Annotated in this window: 11 protein-coding genes and 1 other RNA gene; 9 read left to right on the top strand and 3 right to left on the bottom strand. The window is 58.4% G+C overall.

Annotated features, from left to right (window positions below; translation table 11 throughout):
- Positions 1-50: 50 nt before the first annotated feature.
- Positions 51-431, bottom strand: a transfer-messenger RNA (tmRNA) gene (gene ssrA, locus Poly24_RS13065).
- A 376-nt stretch (positions 432-807) separates the two neighbouring features.
- Between ssrA and Poly24_RS13060 the strand changes: the two genes are divergently transcribed.
- Positions 808-2,328, top strand: a complete 1,521-nt coding sequence (locus tag Poly24_RS13060) for a phytoene desaturase (RefSeq protein ID WP_231753608.1) — start codon at positions 808-810, stop codon at positions 2,326-2,328.
- A 15-nt stretch (positions 2,329-2,343) separates the two neighbouring features.
- On the opposite strand, the gene Poly24_RS13055 is transcribed toward Poly24_RS13060, so the two are convergent.
- Positions 2,344-3,180: a ThuA domain-containing protein gene (locus Poly24_RS13055; protein WP_145095778.1), complete on the bottom strand. Its 837-nt coding sequence runs from the start codon at positions 3,178-3,180 to the stop codon at positions 2,344-2,346.
- A gap of 265 nt (positions 3,181-3,445) precedes the next feature.
- On the opposite strand from Poly24_RS13055, the gene Poly24_RS13050 reads away from it, so the two are divergent.
- The 3 genes from Poly24_RS13050 to Poly24_RS13040 all read left to right on the top strand — a co-directional run bounded on the left by Poly24_RS13050 (position 3,446) and on the right by Poly24_RS13040 (position 6,200).
- Positions 3,446-3,802 carry a hypothetical protein gene (locus Poly24_RS13050; protein WP_145095775.1) on the top strand — a complete coding sequence of 119 codons (357 nt, stop codon included), beginning with the start codon at positions 3,446-3,448 and terminating at the stop codon, positions 3,800-3,802.
- A gap of 86 nt (positions 3,803-3,888) precedes the next feature.
- Complete coding sequence (locus Poly24_RS13045; protein ID WP_145095772.1) at positions 3,889-5,184, top strand: alpha/beta hydrolase family protein; 1,296 nt, start codon at positions 3,889-3,891, stop codon at positions 5,182-5,184.
- Positions 5,185-5,258: 74 nt separating this feature from the next.
- Complete coding sequence (locus Poly24_RS13040; protein WP_145095769.1) at positions 5,259-6,200, top strand: putative 2-dehydropantoate 2-reductase; 942 nt, start codon at positions 5,259-5,261, stop codon at positions 6,198-6,200.
- A gap of 46 nt (positions 6,201-6,246) precedes the next feature.
- On the opposite strand, the gene Poly24_RS13035 is transcribed toward Poly24_RS13040, so the two are convergent.
- Entirely contained in the window at positions 6,247-7,518 is a 1,272-nt protein-coding gene (locus Poly24_RS13035) for a lactonase family protein (RefSeq protein WP_145095766.1), read from the bottom strand.
- A gap of 240 nt (positions 7,519-7,758) precedes the next feature.
- Between Poly24_RS13035 and Poly24_RS13030 the strand changes: the two genes are divergently transcribed.
- The 5 genes from Poly24_RS13030 to Poly24_RS13010 all read left to right on the top strand — a co-directional run bounded on the left by Poly24_RS13030 (position 7,759) and on the right by Poly24_RS13010 (position 18,722).
- Positions 7,759-8,481 (top strand): class I SAM-dependent methyltransferase, encoded by a 723-nt coding sequence (locus tag Poly24_RS13030; RefSeq protein WP_145095763.1) that lies wholly within the window; start codon positions 7,759-7,761, stop codon positions 8,479-8,481.
- A gap of 164 nt (positions 8,482-8,645) precedes the next feature.
- Positions 8,646-10,484, top strand: a complete 1,839-nt coding sequence (locus Poly24_RS13025) for an AAA family ATPase (RefSeq protein ID WP_197452543.1) — start codon at positions 8,646-8,648, stop codon at positions 10,482-10,484.
- Entirely contained in the window at positions 10,481-11,119 is a 639-nt protein-coding gene (locus Poly24_RS13020; protein ID WP_197452542.1) for a 4Fe-4S single cluster domain-containing protein, read from the top strand. Before Poly24_RS13025 ends, Poly24_RS13020 begins: the two co-directional genes overlap by 4 nt.
- Complete coding sequence (locus Poly24_RS13015; RefSeq protein WP_145095755.1) at positions 11,116-17,361, top strand: protein kinase domain-containing protein; 6,246 nt, start codon at positions 11,116-11,118, stop codon at positions 17,359-17,361. The genes Poly24_RS13020 and Poly24_RS13015 overlap by 4 nt, the downstream gene beginning before the upstream one ends.
- Positions 17,358-18,722: a coiled-coil domain-containing protein gene (locus tag Poly24_RS13010; protein WP_145095753.1), complete on the top strand. Its 1,365-nt coding sequence runs from the start codon at positions 17,358-17,360 to the stop codon at positions 18,720-18,722. The genes Poly24_RS13015 and Poly24_RS13010 overlap by 4 nt, the downstream gene beginning before the upstream one ends.
- Positions 18,723-18,783: the final 61 nt, after the last annotated feature.

The raw sequence follows: 18,783 nt of genomic DNA, 5'->3' as shown, positions 1-18,783 counted from the left end.
GCCGCAAGTCCAATAAAAAAGCCACTTTGCGACGAATCGCAAAGTGGCTTTAGTGGAGGCGGCGGGAATTGAACCCGCGTCCCGCGATGCATCCACGGCACCGTCTACGTGTGTAGTCAAACTATTTATGTCTCCTCGAGGAAGACTATTCGCTTACCAAGGCGCTGCCTGACAGGCTCCCCGGTTCGCTAACTCGAATCTTGTTTAACTCTCCGCGTCTCGAGTAGGACGGCGAGCGATCCAGAATTGTGACGGATACAGAAGACGACTCTGGCGGTCATCTAAAGATCCGGGCTACCTGTTCTTAGGCGGCCAGTGCGAAACTTTCGTCTGCAACTAAAAATTGTGATCAGCTTTTTACGTGGCCAACTGATCAACCACGACACGCGAGCACGCGCTTCTATTCATCCGGTCGAATCCAGATCGCCCCCTTCTCAGAGGACCTCTTGGATGGTCAAACCGCAATCACAAAAACTGCGTTCCAACCGTGACGCAGCTCTGCCGCCACGGGATCGCTCCCGCAACACGCTCGCTTGCGTCACGCCCGAATTCTAGCTTGTTTTCCTCCCAAGGCAACGCCGATTCGAACAAGTTTGTTCCGCCGCAATGGGTGTATCCTCTTCCGCCCAATTGACTTACGCTTGTCGTCGAAGTTGGGCCCGCCGCGGTTTGGCCCGCTGGACGCTTGCACCAATGGAAGCGGGCTCGGCCGGGAGACGCGGTCCGACGGGGTGGCAACAGGAGCTGGCGTCCAACGCGGACGAAAATGGAAAGCTATCGAGTGCGGCTGCGTTAACAAGGAATTTCGTGAAGCGAAACGTTGTGATTATCGGTGCCGGGCCGGGCGGTCTGGCGACGGCGATGCAATTGGCTGCTGCCGGACTGAACGTGACGGTTGTCGAGCGCCGCGGCCAAGTTGGCGGAAGGACCTCGGCGATCGAGGCCGATCGGTTCCGCTTCGATCTGGGACCGACCTTCTTCCTGTACCCGCGCGTGCTGCGCGAGATCTTCGCTTCGGTCGGCCGCGACCTCGACACCGAGGTGCCGATGCGACGACTGGAGACTCAATATCGACTGACCTTTGGCCAAGGGGGACAGCTCGACGCGTCGAACGATCTCGAAGCGATGGATCGCCAGATTCGCCAGTTTGCACCAGAAGATGCCGGCAAGTTGAAAAAGTACCTGGACGACAATCGCGTCAAGCTGGCGCGGTTCCGCCCGATCCTCGAGTCTCCGTTCAGCTCGCCGCTTGACCTGTTGCGTCCCGACGTATTAAAGGCCTTCCCGCTGTTGCATCCGTTGACGTCGCTGGGGTCGGAACTGGAGCGATATTTCAGCGATCCACGGATGGTGATCGCGCTGTCATTTCAGGCAAAGTATCTGGGGATGTCGCCGTTTCGCTGCCCGAGTCTGTTCAGCATCCTTTCGTTCCTCGAATACGAATACGGAGTCCATCATCCGATCGGTGGTTGCGCGGCGGTTAGCGAGCGGATGGCGGAGATCGCCCAGGCGATGGGCGTGCAAATTCGCTTGAACCAGCCGGTCACGGGACTGCAGTTTTCGGGACGGCGGGTGACCGGAGTGCAAACCGCGACCGAATCGATCGCCGCCGATGCGATCGTAATCAACGCCGACTTCGCCGCGGCGATGCGCGACCTGGTCCCCAACACGCTGCGGCGACGGTGGGCCGACAAAAAGCTGGCCGGCAAAAAATACTCCTGCTCCACCTTCATGATGTATCTGGGCGTGCGAGGCGAGATCGACGGACTGGCTCACCACAACATCCACATCGCACGCGACTACCAACAAAATCTCCGCGACATCGAGATCGACCACCGGCTGTCCGACGATCCTTCCTTTTATGTCCAGAACCCCGGCGTGACCGACCCGACGCTGGCACCCGAGGGACATCGCTCGCTGTACGTTCTGGTCCCCGTAAGTCACGAGCATCCGAACATCGACTGGGCAAAAGAGACGCCGCGATTCCGCGAACTGACGCTCGATCGCCTGTCGCAAATCGGGCTGCCCGATCTGCGCGACCGGATCGTCTATGAAAAGATCGTCACGCCAGCGGACTGGTCGGGAGAGCATAAGATCTATCGCGGGGCGACGTTTAATCTGGCTCACAACCTGGGGCAGATGTTGCATCGCCGCCCACAGAACCGGTTCGAGGAACTCGACGGCGTCTACCTTGTCGGCGGCGGCACGCATCCCGGCAGCGGGCTGCCGGTGATCTACGAGTCGAGTCGAATCTCGAGTCGGCTGTTGTTAAACGATTTGGGAATCGACACGTCCTTCATCGACGCGGCCGCGGCCACGTCGAATTGAACGAAAGACGAAGCGTTATTTCTTCGCAGCTTCGGTGTCCGCTTTGGCTTTTAATTCCTGAGCCGCCGAGAGTTCGGGGTTCGGCGTCGCGTCGCCCGGCTCTTGGCCCAACATCCACTTCATCCCGCCCAACAGCGACGCGAGATAGGTCTCGTTGGTCCAGACGTCTTCGCGATGCCCGAGGCTCATGTGCATCGCTTTGCCATCGCCATATTCCTTCACCCACAACACGGGGACGTGGTACGGTTCTTTCAATTCGGTCTTGGCCATGTTCAGGCTCATCAGCACGCGGACCTTCTCGGGCTGCCAATTTTTAAAGCAATAGATCTCATCCTTTAGCGTCACCTCTTCGCCCCAGGGCTTGCTGGCCGGATGTTCTTGATCGTGAACCTTAATCGTGACTGTCGATCCCGCTCCCCACGGATGCCCGTTGAAGGTGCCACCGATCATGTCCCAGTAGGGCTTATAGTTGTGAAACGTATCGGCGGCAGAGTGCGTTCCGATAAAGCCGTGCCCCTTCTGCTTCAACCAGTCGTTAAAGAAGTAGTCGAGGTCCTCTTCGGCGATCGGCAGGTCGCCGGTGGTGTAGAACAGAACGAGATCGTAATGCTGGAGTTTCTCTTTCGTAAAGTCGGCGGCGACATCCTGCGTGCAATCGGCGCGGAACAGGCCGGTGGACACACCCAATTCGGTGATGGCCCGTTCGGCCGGTGACAGCGGCATCTTCTCGCGTTTGACCGGACCGTGGCGGTAGCCAGCGCTCTGCGTGACCATCAACAAGCGAGCCGGTTCGGCAACCGCCAACATCGCCATCGAAGCGACAAGGCTGAAACAACAGAACAATCGAATCATCGATCGGGTCTCCAAAAAATTCAGTTTGAGTGTAGTTGGGGGAGGGTAGTTCAAGGCCCTCAGTTTAATCGCTCGCCAAAACCACGTCTGCGTCGCGGAGGAAAATCGGTTTCCGCGTCGGATCGCGATCGCCCAGGTCGCAGCAACTTCAATTGTCTCTGCAGATTCAATCCGCGAAAAACTTGGCTTTCAAGCCGCCGACGTGATAATAGTCGCGGGCGTCTGAGGCGTCCTCGTTATCCATAGATTTGAGGTTTTACGAACGATGAGTAAGCTGCGCTGCGAGGGCTGGTGGGAACAACAGGGGTTGGGCCGCCAGCCGATGGAAGATTTACAGATCGCGTTCCACGAAGGCCAGGTGTCGGGCAGCGGCCGCGACATCGTGGGAGCTTTTACGTTGAGCGGGCAATTGCAAGGCGAACGAGCGCTGCTGGTCAAGCATTACCTGGGCTCGCACCGCGTCGATTACCCCGGTTCGTTTGATGGGGAAGGGACGTTGCAGGGTCTTTGGAGCATCGACGGCTTTGGCGGCAAGTGGATGATTCACGTGGCACGCGATGCGGAGGCCAATTCAAATCGCGAGGTGGCGGAGATCCAAGATTGGCCGCCGGCGAAGGCGTAGCGCTGCGAACGCCCCGCGACTTGCATCGCCTGGGGATACCGAGCATCATGTGGGACTGAAATTCCCTTCTTGGAGATCCCGCATCGATGCCTACCACCGCAAAATCCACGACTCTGCAAATCGCAACGCTCTGCCTCGCGTTGACGCTTCCAACAGCGATGCTGTCGGCACAGCCCGCCGGCTACAATTACGACGAAGCGAAAGTTCCGGCCTACACGCTCCCCGATCCGCTGGTGATGGCCGATGGCACTCCCGTCACTTCGGCCGACCAATGGCCTAAGCGTCGCGCTGAGATCATGGACTTGTTCCTGCAAGAAGTTTATGGCAAGGCGCCAGGCAAACCGGAAGGGTTGCACTTCAAAGTCATCGAGCAGAGCGACGATGCGATCAACGGCAAGGCAACGCGGAAACAGGTTCGCGTCTTCTTCGATGCCGATGAAACGGTGGCGATGGATATTCTGATCTACCTGCCCAAGAAACTGGTCGACGCCAAGCAGCCGGTTCCGACTTTCCTGACCCTCAATTTCTTTGGCAATCATTCGATCTCCGACGACCCGGCGATCGTGTTGTCTGAGAGTTGGATGCGTTCGAGCAAAGAGAAGGGAGTCGTCGACAATCGGGCGACCGAAGCGAGTCGCGGAGCGTCGGCGAGCCGCTGGCCCGTGGAGTCGATCATCGATCGCGGCTACGGATTGGCGGCGATCTATTACGGCGATATCGACCCCGATTTCGACGACGGTTTCAAGAACGGTGTCCACGCTTTGTATGATCCGCCCGCCAAAGATGGCTGGGGATCGATCGCAACTTGGGCTTGGGGATTGAGCCGAGCGATGGACTACCTGGAAACCGATAGTGAGATCGACGCAAAACGGGTCGCTGTCTTCGGCCACTCGCGTCTAGGCAAGACATCGTTGTGGGCCGGTGCAACCGATCCGCGGTTTTCGATCACGATCTCCAACGATTCGGGATGCGGCGGAGCGGCGCTCAGCCGCCGTGCGTTTGGCGAAACGGTTGCTCGGATCAACACAAGCTTCCCGCATTGGTTTTGCGACAACTACACGAAATACAACGACAACGAAGGAGCGTGCCCCGTCGACCAGCATCAGCTTGTCGCATTGATAGCTCCGCGTAGCGTCTACATCGCCAGTGCCGAAGAGGATACGTGGGCGGACCCGCGCGGCGAGTTCTTGTCGGCCGTGCATGCCGCACCTGTCTACCAACTGCTGGGAACCGACGGAATCGGCGGCGAAACCGAAATGCCACCGATCAACAAGCCGATCATGCACACGCTGGGGTATCACGTTCGAACCGGCAAGCACACCGTCACCGACTTCGACTGGAACTCCTACATGGACTTCGCCGATCAGCGTTGGGTCAAATAGTCGCGGGCTAGGTGCGTCGCCTTTCGCTCCGTGAAAGGCGACCATCGGAACTGAACTTAGAAGCGAGCAATGGAATGTCGTCGAAGCGAAGTTATGCGATCATCGGTACCGGAGCGCTCGGCGGATACTACGGCGGTCTGATGGTTCGCGCCGGGCTGGACGTTCACTTCCTGTTGCGATCGGACTTCGATCACGTGCAGCAGCACGGATTGCGAATCGATTCGAAAAACGGCGACTTCCATTTGCCGCGGGTCAACGCCTACCGCAGCGCCGCCGAGATGCCGGCCTGCGACGTCACGATCGTGGCGATCAAGACGACGGCCAATGAACAACTGGCCGATATTTTGGCTTCCACGACGCGTGACGGCGGGGTGGTGCTGGTGCTGCAAAACGGATTGCACGTCGAATCCGATGCGGTCGCCGTCGTCGGACCTGATCGCGTTCTGGGCGGCTGCTGTTTCTTGTGCAGCAACAAAGTCGGTCCGGGACACATTGATCATATCGATTACGGCCGGATCGCGTTTGGTGAATACCGTGCCGATGGCTCGGTGCAACCGATCCGCGAGCTGACTCGCGCCATCGAAGCCGATCTACAAAAGGCGTCGATCCCCGCGGAAGCTGTCGACGATCTGATCAAGGTCCGCTGGCAAAAGCTGATGTGGAACATTCCGTTTAACGGACTGTCGGTCGTGTTAAACGCATCGACAGCCGAGATCATGAACCATCCTGCATCAGAAGCTCTGGCCGAACAGATCATCCGCGACGTGCGAGCCGCCGCGATGCAGTGCGGCAAGAAGATCGATGAAGCGTTTGTCGACAAGATGATGGACGATACGCGGGCGATGGTCCCCTACGACAGCAGCATGCGGATCGACTTCAAGCGAGGTCGGCCGATGGAAGTCGAAGCGATCGTGGGCAATCCGCTTCGAGAATTGCAACGCCACGGCGGCCATTCGCCTCGGCTGGAAATGCTGTATCAACAACTAACGTTCTTCAACCGGAACCAAACGGTCTAAACTGGCCTCGTTCGCCATGCAGCCTTGCGCAGCGCGAAACCAAAGCTCATTCGACTTTGGCAAGGTCCAAGAAGCTGATCATCGACGGATTGCCGACCGGCACGTATTGGTCGGTGAAGTCGAGCTTGCCGGTCTTTTTGTCGACCTTGAAGACAGTGACATGGTCGGCTCGCTGGTTGCAGCAATACAAAAAATTTCCGGTTGGATCGAAGTTGAAGCTGCGTGGATAATCGCCCCGCGTCCACTCTTCGCCTACGTAGCTCAGTTGTCCGTCGTCGCCGATCGCGAAGATCCCGATACTGTCATGAAGACGATTCCCGGCGTAGACAAATCGTCCGTCGGCGGAGACCAAGATCTCGGAGCAAAAATTGCTGCCCGTGAAACCGGGGGGCAGCGTCGAGATCGTTTGCCGCGGCGTCAAACGCCCCGCTTCGGGATCGTAGTCGAACAGGGCGATCGTCGATCCTTCCTCCTGGATCGAATAGAACCAGCGTCCTTCGGGATGGAAGTGGAAGTGCCGCGGACCGTCGCCTGGCGGCAAGTCGACACCGGCGGGATCGTTCGCGTGCAAGGTTCCCGTTTTCGCATCGAACTTCCAAACGTAGATCTTGTCCAAACCAAGGTCGACGTGCAGGACAAACCGCCCCGATGGATCCGCTTCGATCATGTGAGCGTGCGTCCGGTCGTGACCGCTGATCGCAAAGCTTCCCTCCGGCGCGTGAGTCGCTTTGGTGGGACCGATCGGTCCTTCGTCAACTTTCGTATCGCTCGCCTCGCCCAAACGACCGTCTTCCAAAATCGGCATCACCGAAACGGAGCCACCAAAATAGTTGGCGACCAACAGAAACTTCCCCGAGGGATGGATGCTGACGTAAGTTGGCCCCGCACCGCCGGCTGGTACTGTGTTCAAAAGTTTCAACTGGCCATCGGCGGGATCGATCGCAAACGCGCTAACCGTTCCCTGCTTGTCGGCTCCCACGCGGTCGGTTTCGTTCGCTGAGTAAAGCCGCGTTCCGGCCTCGTTGACGACCAAACAACTGGGACTGGTCCCCAGCGGATAGTCCCCCGCCGCGGTCAACGCTCCGGTCTCCCGATCGACGCGAAACGTATGAATGCCCCGCCCGTTCCCCGGCGGCAGATCAACTTGGGTCGGCAGCATGTCCTTCAATGGCGAACTGAACGTGCCGACGTACGCCATCAAAGGACGCTCCGTCGCCGCGGGATCAGCGGCTTGAAGACCGCCTGCCATGGGAAGTGCTCCCGCCAATGCCATCGATGTTTGCAGGAAGCGGCGGCGGGTGGGTGCGGAGTGCGTCATGGCTGTCTTGCTTCAAAAGGAGGGGGTATTTAGAAGAGTCATGGAGGGAAAAGCCATGATATTCAGACGACATCGTGGATTGCAACGCATAGAGTTGATCATCAAGCGAACCTTTGAGATGTTTTTCAAGTCCCTTGCCAGCGGCGGGCAGGGAAGCATATTTGCCCGCTAGCAGGGAAGCGACTAAAACGCCCCCAACTTCCAATATCACATAAGCACACTGGAAAGCAGGAGCAACGGATGAACTTTGAAGCAAAATCGTCTGTCGACGAAATTCGCCAACGGTTCGACAACGATGTCGAACGTTTTAGCGTTCTGGAAACCGGACAGACTGCGACGATCGACGCTCCGTTGGCGATGGAGTTGATAACACAAGCGGCAATCGCTTCGACACCGCAGATTCGCCGGGTGCTGGATATCGGATGTGGAGCGGGAAACAATACGATCAAGTTGCGGCAGGCGTATGGCAGTAACTTCGACGTCGATCTGCTGGACCTCAGCCAACCGATGCTCGATCGCGCCAAGCAGCGAGTTGCCGCCGCCGGTGCAAATTCGATCGAACTTTGGCAAACCGACTTCCGCGATGCGGCGTTGGAGCCCGAATCGTGCGACGTGATCCTCGCCGCAGCGGTCCTGCATCACCTGCGCAACGACGCCGATTGGCTGTCGACTTTCGAAAAACTGTTCCGACTTTTAACGCCCGGCGGATCGGTCTGGATCACCGATCTTGTCTCGCACGAAACCTCAAGCGTTCATCAGATGATGTGGGCTCGGTATGGAGAGTATCTCACTGGACTCGACGGCCCCGGGTATCGAGACAAAGTTTTCGCCTACATCGAAAAAGAAGACTCGCCGCGGCCGGTAACCTACCAATTGGATCTGCTCCGCCGCGTCGGATTTCGGCATGTCGAACTGCTTCACAAAAACTCCTGCTTCGCCGCCTTTGGTGCGGTGAAGTTATGAATGACTTGTTCGTGGCGATGGCGTACACTACCGGCACTGGTTGTTCCACCCTTCGGGCGGACGACGTTGCGGCCCGGTTTGCAATTTTAGGGGAGACGCGGGCGGACGAATTCCTGGTACGATAGCGGCTTTGAAGACTTTGGTTTGATGCCAGGATGCGCTGTATGGAATCGCCGCAAGCTTTGCCTCGATGGGCGTTGGATCTCGCTCGCTTTTTGCCGCTGAAGAGCCAGTTTTTGCTGAGCGGCAATGTGCGCGACCGCTACCCTTGGGCGATCGCCAACGAGCGCTACGCGCCGCTGCCGCTGACAAGTTTCCTGGCGGAACTGTTGCGCAGCCGCGGCATCGCCCACGTGCTGGCCTTCGATCCGTTGAACGGCTTCTCCGTTCCCTTGGTCAGCGGGATCGACATCGCAGCGGAACAGAAATTCTTCAGCGACCGATTCGATCTGAGGTGGAACGACAACCTTCACTCGCCCGCCAGTGTGGCGAGGTTCTTTGAACTGTTTCCCGACTTCGTACGGAGCGAACCCGAACCGATCGCGGTGCTCGCCGATTTTTCGTCCCGTTATCTGGTGCGCCCCGATTTACAGACCGACGACGAACACCATTGGTTCACCGCCTCGTTGATCCTCAGTTTAGATGTCGCCGCGCGCCCCTGCGGTCCCGACGCGAGTACGCTCTTTAATCCGATCGTTTGGATCGCCGATCAGGAAGGCGACCTACCGCCTTGGTTTGCCGTCGGCAATCCGCGTCTGCGACCGATCACGTTGCCCGTCCCCGATCGGACGACGCGGGGGCTGATCGCAAAGAGTCTGATTCCCGGAATCCCGGGCGCGCGTCAGGCCAGCGAAGAACAGATCGCTGCGGCGGAGCGATCGTTGGTCGAACAGACGCACGGCTTGATGCTGTTGGATATGATTTCGATCACCGAACTGTGTCGCAACGAAGAGGTCCCGATCGATCGCCTGGACGATGGCGTGCGTCGTTTCAAACTGGGCGTGACCGAAAATCCTTGGGCCAAGCTGGATCGCGAAAAGATTGCAAACGCCGACAGCTTTGTCGCTCGTCGATTGAAGGGGCAGGATCACGCGGTCACCAAGATGCTGGACATCATCAAGCGATCGGTGATCGGACTCTCCGGCAACGAAGGCCGATCGGGACGCCCCCGGGGCGTTGCTTTTCTGGCCGGCCCGACCGGAACCGGAAAGACCGAACTGGCGAAGACCGTGACGGAACTGTTGTTCGGCGACGAGAGTGCCTACATCCGCTTCGACATGAGCGAATTTGCGGCGGAACATTCCGACCAACGATTGATCGGCGCGCCTCCGGGCTACGTCGGCTATGACAGCGGCGGTGAATTAACCAACGCGATCCGAGAGAAACCATTCAGCGTGGTTTTGTTCGATGAGATCGAAAAAGCCCACCCGCGGATCCTCGACAAATTCCTGCAAGTCCTCGACGACGGCGTGCTGACGTCGGGCCGAGGCGAACGTGTCTACTTCTCCGAAGCGTTCCTTATCTTCACGTCTAACCTCGGCCTGTATCGGATCGATGATCGGGGTAAACGTGTCGCCAACGCGACACCCGCCGACGACCTGCAGTCGATGCAAGCGAAGGTCCGCGGCGAGATCGATCGTTTCTTTAAGCTGGAGATCGGTCGGCCGGAGATTCTGAATCGGATCGGCGAGAATATCGTCGTCTTCGATTTCATTCGCGAGGATGTTGCGGCCGAGATCTTCGAGATGATGTTGGCCGGGATTTCGCGGCAGGTCGAAAACGCGACCGGGCGGCCGATCGATATCGAAGATTCCGCGCGGCGTTCGCTGCAAGAGCTTTGTCTCGCCGACCTTTCCAATGGCGGCCGCGGCGTCCGCAATCAATTGGAGGCGCACTTCATCAACCCGCTGGCCCGGGCGTTGTTCGACGCTCCCGAATCGCCCGCGATCATCGTGCGGCGGATCGATCACCGCGATGGTTTGACAACGGTGGAGCTGGCGTGACGCAATCGATATCGATAAGCAGAATTCATTACCCGATCCATTCGCTGGGATTCGGCACCCGCGTTGGCGTCTGGTTTCAAGGCTGCCAGATCCAATGCCCCGGATGTGTCAGCCGCGATACTTGGGCAGCGGGAACCGACCCAATCAGCTTGGATCAACTGACGCAAACCCTGGCTCCTTGGACTGCCCAGGCCGATGGGCTGACGATTTCGGGAGGGGAACCGTTTGACCAACCCGATGCCGTCGCGGCTTTGGTCGATTGGTGGCGCACAAAAAACGTGGGCGATGTGTTGCTCTTCTCCGGCTATTCGGCGGAAGTACTTTGGACGCGGCATTCCGATATCGTATCGAAGCTGGACGTATTGATTAGCGATCCGTATGACGCCAAGCAACCGCAGACCCAACCGCTGCGTGGATCGGACAATCAACGAATGAACTTGCTGACGCCATTGGCGGCGGAGCGATATGCGAGCCTCGATGACTCGCCGGCCCTGGATCTCTGTTTCGATGACGATACGGTTTGGATCGCGGGAATTCCTAAGCCAAACGCGATGGCTGAAATTCGCAAGCGATTGGCCGCGATGGGCTTCGCCGCGGGAACGTCCGATCAATTGCTCGATGGTGTGCGCGGATGAGTTTGGTCAAGATTTGCCCCAAGTGCGGCCACCCCAACGATCTGGCGGAGATGTATTGCAGTGGCGATGGACCGAGCGGCAACGGCTGTGGTTTTAGTGTTGCCACGATTGCCGCGACGCTTCCCCATTCTGCACCTATCGCGGAGGATCACCTCGAGGAAACGGAACCTCAATCCCAACCTCCTCGCTGCGTCAACGGACACGCAATGTTTCCGGACGACTTGGTTTGCATTGAATGCGGCGGCGACGTGGCGGCCGAATCTGCGGAAGCACAGACCGAAGTAGACGCTTCGCTCGTTTTTGCCGATCGCTATCGCGTTGTGCAAACGCTGGAACCTGGAGCCGAACGGGCGGATCGGTATCTAGCCGAACCGATGCTCAGCAGCGAGCCGGCGGATCGGCAAGACCTGCTACTTATCAAGCACTACCCGATTGGAGTCGAACCCGACGAAGAGGTTCAGTCGATCTTGCTGTCGCTGGAATCACCACGTTGCGTTCGGTTGGTCGAGACTGGCCATCAAGATCGCCGCGCGTTTGAAGTCTACGAATCCTGCCAACACGAAACGCTTGCCGATCTCTCGATCGAAAGCTCGTTCGACGAAGCGTTTTGCCGTGACTTCGTCGATCAAATGGGGACGGCACTCAACGCTCTACACGACGCAGGCTTGCTGCATCGCGACCTGCAACCGGCAAACATTGGCTTGCGGACTTTGCAGCCGCTCGATCTTGTCGTGTCGAACTACAACGCCGCTGCGGTTGCGGAATTAGAAATTCACGTCGCACCAAATTCACGGACGTCGCGGTACACGGCGCCAGAGTGTTTTGCGGGAATCAGCACCTTCGCTTCGGATTGGTGGAGCCTAGGAGTGACCCTGCTGGAACGGCTCACCGGCGGCAGTTTGTTCGAAGCGATCGATGCACGCGCGTTCCAGTTGCTGATCCTAACCCGACCGGTCCCGATTCCCGAAGATCTCGACGACAACTGGCAGACGTTGTTGAAGGGATTGTTGACGCGCGATCATACTCGTCGTTGGGGGTATCAGCAGGTGAACGCTTGGCTGGCAGGCGAATCGGATCTGCAGCACTACTTCGAAAGCGATCTCGGAACCGAAGACAAAGGCGCCGCAATTTGCTTGGGGGACGAGACCTACAAGTCCGCCGCGCGTTACGCCTTGGCCGCCGCATCGCCCGAACATTGGCAAGAAGCCGTCGCACAGTTGGCCAGCGGTGAACTGGGGACCTGGTTGGCCGAGGGCAAGCTGGACGATCGCGCTCGAGAAAGCTGGGACGCGATCGTCGAAGACCACGCGTTGGGCAACGATCAACAATTGATGCTGGCCTTGTTGGCGATGAATGATCAACTGCCGCTCTGCTTCGACGGCGAGATCGTCTCGCCATCATCGTTTGCGGCGACGGCGGCTCGCAGCCTGAATTGGTTGCAGGGAACGATCGCGTCGCATTTGATGCGGATCAGCCGTGAGCTGTGGTTCGTCGACGTCGCCGAGCGACGCGAAGTAGCGAACCAGATGATACAGAAACGAGAGATTCCGACTGACCCGGCGAGATTCGATTCCCTGTCGCTGGTGGTCGCTCGTGAAACGCTTTTCGAAAAGTGGGCGCAGCGTCAGTCGGAATGGCCCGAGGCGCGGCACTCGGCGCTAGCCCATCTACTCTCGAAGAACTCGTTGGGAGAAGCCGACCTGTTGATCTTGCTGGCCGCTCCACTATCGGAATTCCGTTCGGCGGAAGACTTGGTAGATGAAGCCGAACGCGAAGCGAAAGCCGCTGGAATCGACGCGTGCTGGGATCGCGAAGCGGCGCGACTGGCTTTGCAACAAGGACGGCGGGAAGTTTTTGAAACTCTTGGCGATCGCTTGTCCGACTTCGTTCGCTGCGGTTATCCAATCGCGGATCAATGGGCCGACACGTTCCGATTCGAACATCGAATCTCACTGGCCAGAGCGTTGGCACTTTTATGTGTTCCCGATGACCGATGGCAGAAGCCGGAGGGGGGCGAACATTGGCGGTTGCTAATGGATTTCTTCCGCCGCAAGGTTTTATCGAGCGTCCAACGTGGGCCGTTGATGTCGCTGAAGATTGGCAAGTCATCGGCTCGGATCGATGTCGCTCAATTGGGCAGCGAAGTGATTCCGGCCGATTCGCTGATCGACGCGATCATCACAAACGATGGCAACCCATCACGCGTCGACCCGAGCGTGTTGGCTGGCGATCCGATTCTGCAACGGCGACTGCGTCGATTGCGGAACAATTGTGAAAACTACCAACGCGATACCGGGATCTCGTCGCTGCATTTAGGGTTTCCCTTCCTGGTCCGTCGAGATGTCGATGCGGGGCAGAGTCGACCACGGTTGGTTCCATTGTTGTTGTGGCCGGTGAAGTTGGATTACGCCGAAGGGCAAAACACATCGCTACGGATCGCCGCGGATCGCGATCAAGAACGCGTCCGATTGAATCCAGCGTATGGCGTTTTGTTGAGTCAAGAAAAGAAGCAGCGTTTTGCCGACGCGTTGCTTGAAATTCAGTGTCGCGATGCGATCACGGGAGAGCAGTTGATCGAGGTCCTGCAGCCGCTGTTCGCCGATTCGCACGAGCAGGTCCTTGCCGAATCGGCCCCGCTGCCAGCAGAGCCTTCGTTGCCGAAGGACGTTCATTGCCGTGTCGTCGCCAGCGGCGTGATCTTCCAGTGCGACTTTGCCGGCCAGGAACTAGCCGACGAATTGGACAAACTTCAAAACCTCCCGTTTGATGCCTCACCCGCGGCGACGTTGCTGCGGCTTGATTGCGTCCAAGATGTGGAACCGTCGCCAATCCCACCGACCGAGCAACGGTTTCTGGTCACCGAAGCCGATCCGTCGCAGGAGGCCGCGGTTTTTGCAGCCCGGAATCCGCCGGGGCTCTTGATCCAAGGACCGCCCGGAACGGGAAAGAGTCAGACGATCGTGAACATCGTCGCCGACGCGGTTGCTCGCGGGCAAACCGTCCTGGTTGTCTGCCAAAAGCAAGCGGCGTTGGAGGTGGTCGGGCATCGCTTGGAATCGTCGGGGCTTGGCGATCGAACCGTTTTAATTGGGGATCCATCGCGCGACCGAAAGCCGTTTCTCGCGAGATTGCGGGCGGAACTGGCGGAGCTTCGCGGGCAATTGGGACGCGAGTCGGCGGCTGCGAAACATCGGACACAGGCGGCAGAGGTTGGCCGATTGGAGGCGGAGCTCGATCGCATCCACGAAGCGATGATGCATCCTGTGCTGCAAAGCGGTTTGACCTACGAACAGGTCATCGCGGATCTGATCGAACATGGCAATCAGCCCACCACGGTTTCGGTGTCAACGCTCCGTCCGCTGTTGCAACCGCTAGCGATAGCTTCGGTGAAGGCGATCGCTCATCAGATCCAATCGCTTGCGCCGCTGTGGTTAGCAGCACGTTACGAAAACAGCAGGCTGCATGCACTAAAAAGGTTCTCCGCCGACCGGGAGACCATCGTCGCGGTGCAGCACGCATTGGATGCTTTTGTCGAGTGTGAACGGAAGCGACTCGAAGAGCTGGACGCAACGACGCGCGTCGTCGACATCAACCAGTTCGACATGCGTGCAATGGAAGGCTGGCTATCGGAGCATCAAACGGCTATCGAGGCGACATCCGAACCGACGTTGGCGACGACGGGAAAACTGGTCGACCTGTTTGAAAGTGGAGTTGCCGACGCAGAGCTCCATCGATTGTCCGGACTCGCCGCCGACGCTCAATCCAACCCGGCTCCCGAGAGTGAGTTGCGATTGCGTACGAAGCTCGCTCCGTTATCCGACGCCGAAATCGATGCATTGCACCATGACAGTCGAACGGTCTCGCGTTGGCAGCGTTCATGGCTGCGAAAGATTTGGCCCCCCTATCACGGCGCCGTCTCGCGGATTGCGCAGTTCTGCGGCTCCGACGCAGCGCAAGTTACCGAAGAGATCGCCGCAATCGGCGCTGCGTTGCAATACGAATCGGCGGCGCGGGCGGGCTGCCGCGGATACGAACAGGCTCGCATGCGGTTGCAGTTGGATGCTCCCGTGGTGAATCTCTCTTCGCAGCAGCTTGCCGACAAGGTGCGGTCTCTTATGACAAGCTTGCAGGATGCTAAAGCACTGATCGATCGGGGGAACAACTGTCCCTGTCGCGATCATTACCATCTGGCGTTTCAATCGGGGACTTCGAAGGCGATTCGTGAATTCTTAACTGCGGCGGGCCAAGGCGTTCGATTGGATCGATTGCGGAATGAGAGTCTCGAAACGCTGCAACCATTAGAAGCATGGTTCGAGACCGCGTGGATCGATCGCGTAACAGGTTTGCTGCGATTGGGAGAACCGACCAACCAGTCGACCGATGGCATCGTTGCCGCTTGGGATTCGTTAGCTGCGTTCCAAACGTTCCGCTTGCGATCGGATTCGATCTCTGATGTCGAATTGTCGGTATTGGCGGCGATGGCGCCGAAGCGAGAGGTTTGGGAATCGATGCCCCCGGAATCGGCTGGGGATTTGATGCGGCAAACGGTGCAGCGCGAGGCGTTGCTGGCGTGGCGTGCCAATGCAGAGGAACAATGGCCTTGGTTGTTGATCGAACGCGAAGAATTTGAGAGCAAGGTGGCACAGCTTCGAGACGGTTGCAAAGCGTTGGGCGACGCGGTCCGTCGCTTGGTGCCACAGCTGCCCGCGGTCGACAAGATCGCCCGACGCAACCGCTGGGACGACATCCTGATGTTCACCGGGCCGCGGGCGAAGAAGCTGCGTGAAACCGTCGACATGGGACGCGAATTTGGGCTGTATCAAATGCGGCCGATCTGGCTGGCCAATCCCGATACCGTATCGAGGATCTTTCCGTTGCAGCAGGGATTGTTCGACGTAGTGGTGTTCGACGAAGCGTCTCAATTGCCGGTCGAATACGCGCTGCCGGCGATCTACCGCGGCAAGACGATCGTTGTGAGCGGCGATGAAAAACAATTGCCGCCCGCTAAGTTTTTTGCCGCTGCGTTTGACGATGAAGATGAAACGCCAACCGACTTGGAAGGGGAAGAATTGGAGGATGCGATCGAGAGCCGCGGGAAACGCCGCGAGGTGAAAGATTGCGGCGATCTGTTGGAACTCGCCTCGCCGGTCTTCCCCAAGGTGATGCTGAACGTTCACTATCGATCGAAGTACCGCCAGCTGATCGATTTCTCCAATGCGGCCTATTACGAAAACGGCTTGAGCGTTCCGGTGCTGCATCCGCCAGAGAAGGTGGCTGAGTTGAAGCCGATCGAGTTTGTCGAAGTTGCCGGTGTGTATGAGAACCAATCAAACGAGATCGAAGCGGATCGGGTCGTCGATTCGATCCGAACGCTCTGGGCGTCGATGCCGATCGAGGAAACACCAACGATCGGCGTGGTGACGTTCAACTTGAAACAGGCCGAGCTGATCGAAGACAAACTGGAGCTGTTGGCCGAGCAGGACGACGCGTTTCGGCAAGCGTTGATGCAGCAACGGAATCGCGTGCAGGACGGCGAGCGTTGCGGTTTCTTCGTCAAGAACGTCGAAAGCGTGCAGGGAGACGAACGGGACTGGATGATCTTTTCGACAACGTTTGGCAACAACGCCCAAGGGAGCTTCCGACGCAATTTTGGCGTGCTCGGTCAACAAGGTGGCGAACGGCGGTTGAACGTCGCAACGACGCGGGCGAAACACCGGATGGTGATCTATTCGTCGATGCCACTGGAACGAATCAGCGATACTCGGCAAAGTCTGGTCGCCCCGCAAACGCCTCGCGACTACCTGCAAGCCTATTTGATGTATGCCAAAGCGGTTTCCGATGCTCGCTTCGACGATGCCACTCGGATTCTGGGGGCCTTCGGCCCACGGAGGTCCACGCGATCGTTGACCGATGCGCACGCGGACTCCTTCGTGATCGAAGTCCGATCGTTTTTGGAGTCCGAAGGCTATGTTGTAGAAAGCCCTGGGGCGAACGATGCGTTTCGGTTCGATCTGGCGATCCGCCGCCCCAAGGATGGCATGTTTGCGATCGCCATCGAATGCGATTCGCCACGCCATCCCGATTTGAAATACGCGCGGCACCGCGAGTTGTGGCGCCGCGATGTGCTCAAGGCAACTGTCCCCACGATCTACCGGGTTTGGTCGCGGATGTGGTTGGTCGACGAAACGACGGAGCGGAAACGATTACTCGAAGCGGTTAAGAAGGCGGTAGGTGAGGCATGAGTGGTCCCAAAGTTGTCGATGTTCGGGCGATCCGAGCCGCTCAAGAACGCGAGTTTCGCAAGCTGCGACATCAAATCGAAAAACAGTTTCGCAAGACCGAAGCGATGCTTGAAGCCACCGAGAACGAGACGCTTCGCCGAGTCTTCGATTCGTTGACCGCTTCGCTAACGCGCCTTGACGCCGACCGGGAAGCGACGGCATTGCCGCGATCCTTGGATGCGATACTCGATCAAGCAAACGCAACGTTGGAATCGGCGTTGCAATTGAAATCGAATATCGAAGAACAACGTGTCGCCTCGGTTGCCGAGCGTCTAGCTCGGCAGCGTTCGATCGAGGACGCAATCGCAGCGACGGTCTTGCGGCTCGAAACGGCAAACCTCGCGACGATGAAAGCGAATCTGTTGGCCAAGCCGGACGAGTTCCAATTGCAGATCGCATTGGACGCGTTGGCTACGGAATCGCAGCGGCAAGCTGACGCCGATTTGCAAGACGTCACCGATTCTTTGGCGGGATCACATGGAACGATTTCGGTCACCGATTGGCTCGCGGCGCAACCGGCTGAAAAATCGTCGGCGGACGAACGGTTGGAACAACTGGCGGCGAAGGTCTGCGTTCTCGACGGTCTTGGCGATGCTTCGCCATGGCTGACGCGGATCGCGGAAGTTCGCCAAATCGACGACGCCGCTCGACAGCGATTACAGACCGATTCGTTGATCATCCAGCTGGGCGAAGAACTCGATCGGCGGCGAGGGTTGGAACGACGGGCCGAGCTTCTCGACGCGTTGGACGCGGAACTGGCTGCGTTCGACACCTACGCGGATTCGCTGCGGCAACAGATCGAGCGTGCTCGCGGAGACGAAACTGCGGACATCGCCGAATTGCAAGCCGAAGTCGCCGCGTGGACCGAAGCGGAAGCGAAGCGGATCGATCGGGATGCGAGTCGCGCGGCGATCCTGTCGGTCCTGCAATCGATGGGCTACGACGTCCGCGAATCGATGGCGACCGGCTGGGCCGAAGATGGCAAGGTCGTCGTCCAGGCTCCGGGCAGCCAAGACTATGCCGTCGAGCTTAGCACGGTCGCTGGCGATCGATTAAAGACACAGCTCGTTCGTTTCGGCGAACCAGGTTCCAGCAACGCCATGCAGCAGCAACGCGATGTTGAAATGGAAACCACGTGGTGCAAGTCGCATGCGGAAGTGCTTGGCGCGCTGGACCGGCGGGGTTTGGAAACGAAGGTGCTCACCGCCCGTCCGATCGGATCGACGCCGATCGCCGTCATCCCCAAGACGGATGAACGGCGATCGCAAATCGAGACAACGGTCAAGCATCAGGAACGACACCAACAACCAAAGCGTCCGTGAATGGGATCGATCCGGTTGGAGTCGAGCCTTCAGGCGACGACCGAGCGATAGACATCGGATG

Origin of the sequence: Rosistilla carotiformis, assembly GCF_007753095.1 — a bacterium.
Lineage (GTDB): Bacteria > Planctomycetota > Planctomycetia > Pirellulales > Pirellulaceae > Rosistilla > Rosistilla carotiformis.
This window is presented reverse-complemented; position numbering and strand designations above follow the sequence as displayed.

Bases quoted from the DNA above. Each gene is read 5' to 3' on its own strand.
- Poly24_RS13030 (WP_145095763.1), top strand. From the start codon at position 7,759: ATGAACTTTGAAGCAAAATCGTCTGTCGACGAAATTCGCCAACGGTTC.
- Poly24_RS13025 (WP_197452543.1), top strand. From the start codon at position 8,646: ATGGAATCGCCGCAAGCTTTGCCTCGATGGGCGTTGGATCTCGCTCGC.
- Poly24_RS13015 (WP_145095755.1), top strand. From the start codon at position 11,116: ATGAGTTTGGTCAAGATTTGCCCCAAGTGCGGCCACCCCAACGATCTG.
- Poly24_RS13050 (WP_145095775.1), top strand. From the start codon at position 3,446: ATGAGTAAGCTGCGCTGCGAGGGCTGGTGGGAACAACAGGGGTTGGGC.
- Poly24_RS13040 (WP_145095769.1), top strand. From the start codon at position 5,259: ATGTCGTCGAAGCGAAGTTATGCGATCATCGGTACCGGAGCGCTCGGC.
- Poly24_RS13045 (WP_145095772.1), top strand. From the start codon at position 3,889: ATGCCTACCACCGCAAAATCCACGACTCTGCAAATCGCAACGCTCTGC.
- Poly24_RS13055 (WP_145095778.1), bottom strand. From the start codon at position 3,180: ATGATTCGATTGTTCTGTTGTTTCAGCCTTGTCGCTTCGATGGCGATG.
- Poly24_RS13035 (WP_145095766.1), bottom strand. From the start codon at position 7,518: ATGACGCACTCCGCACCCACCCGCCGCCGCTTCCTGCAAACATCGATG.
- Poly24_RS13010 (WP_145095753.1), top strand. From the start codon at position 17,358: ATGAGTGGTCCCAAAGTTGTCGATGTTCGGGCGATCCGAGCCGCTCAA.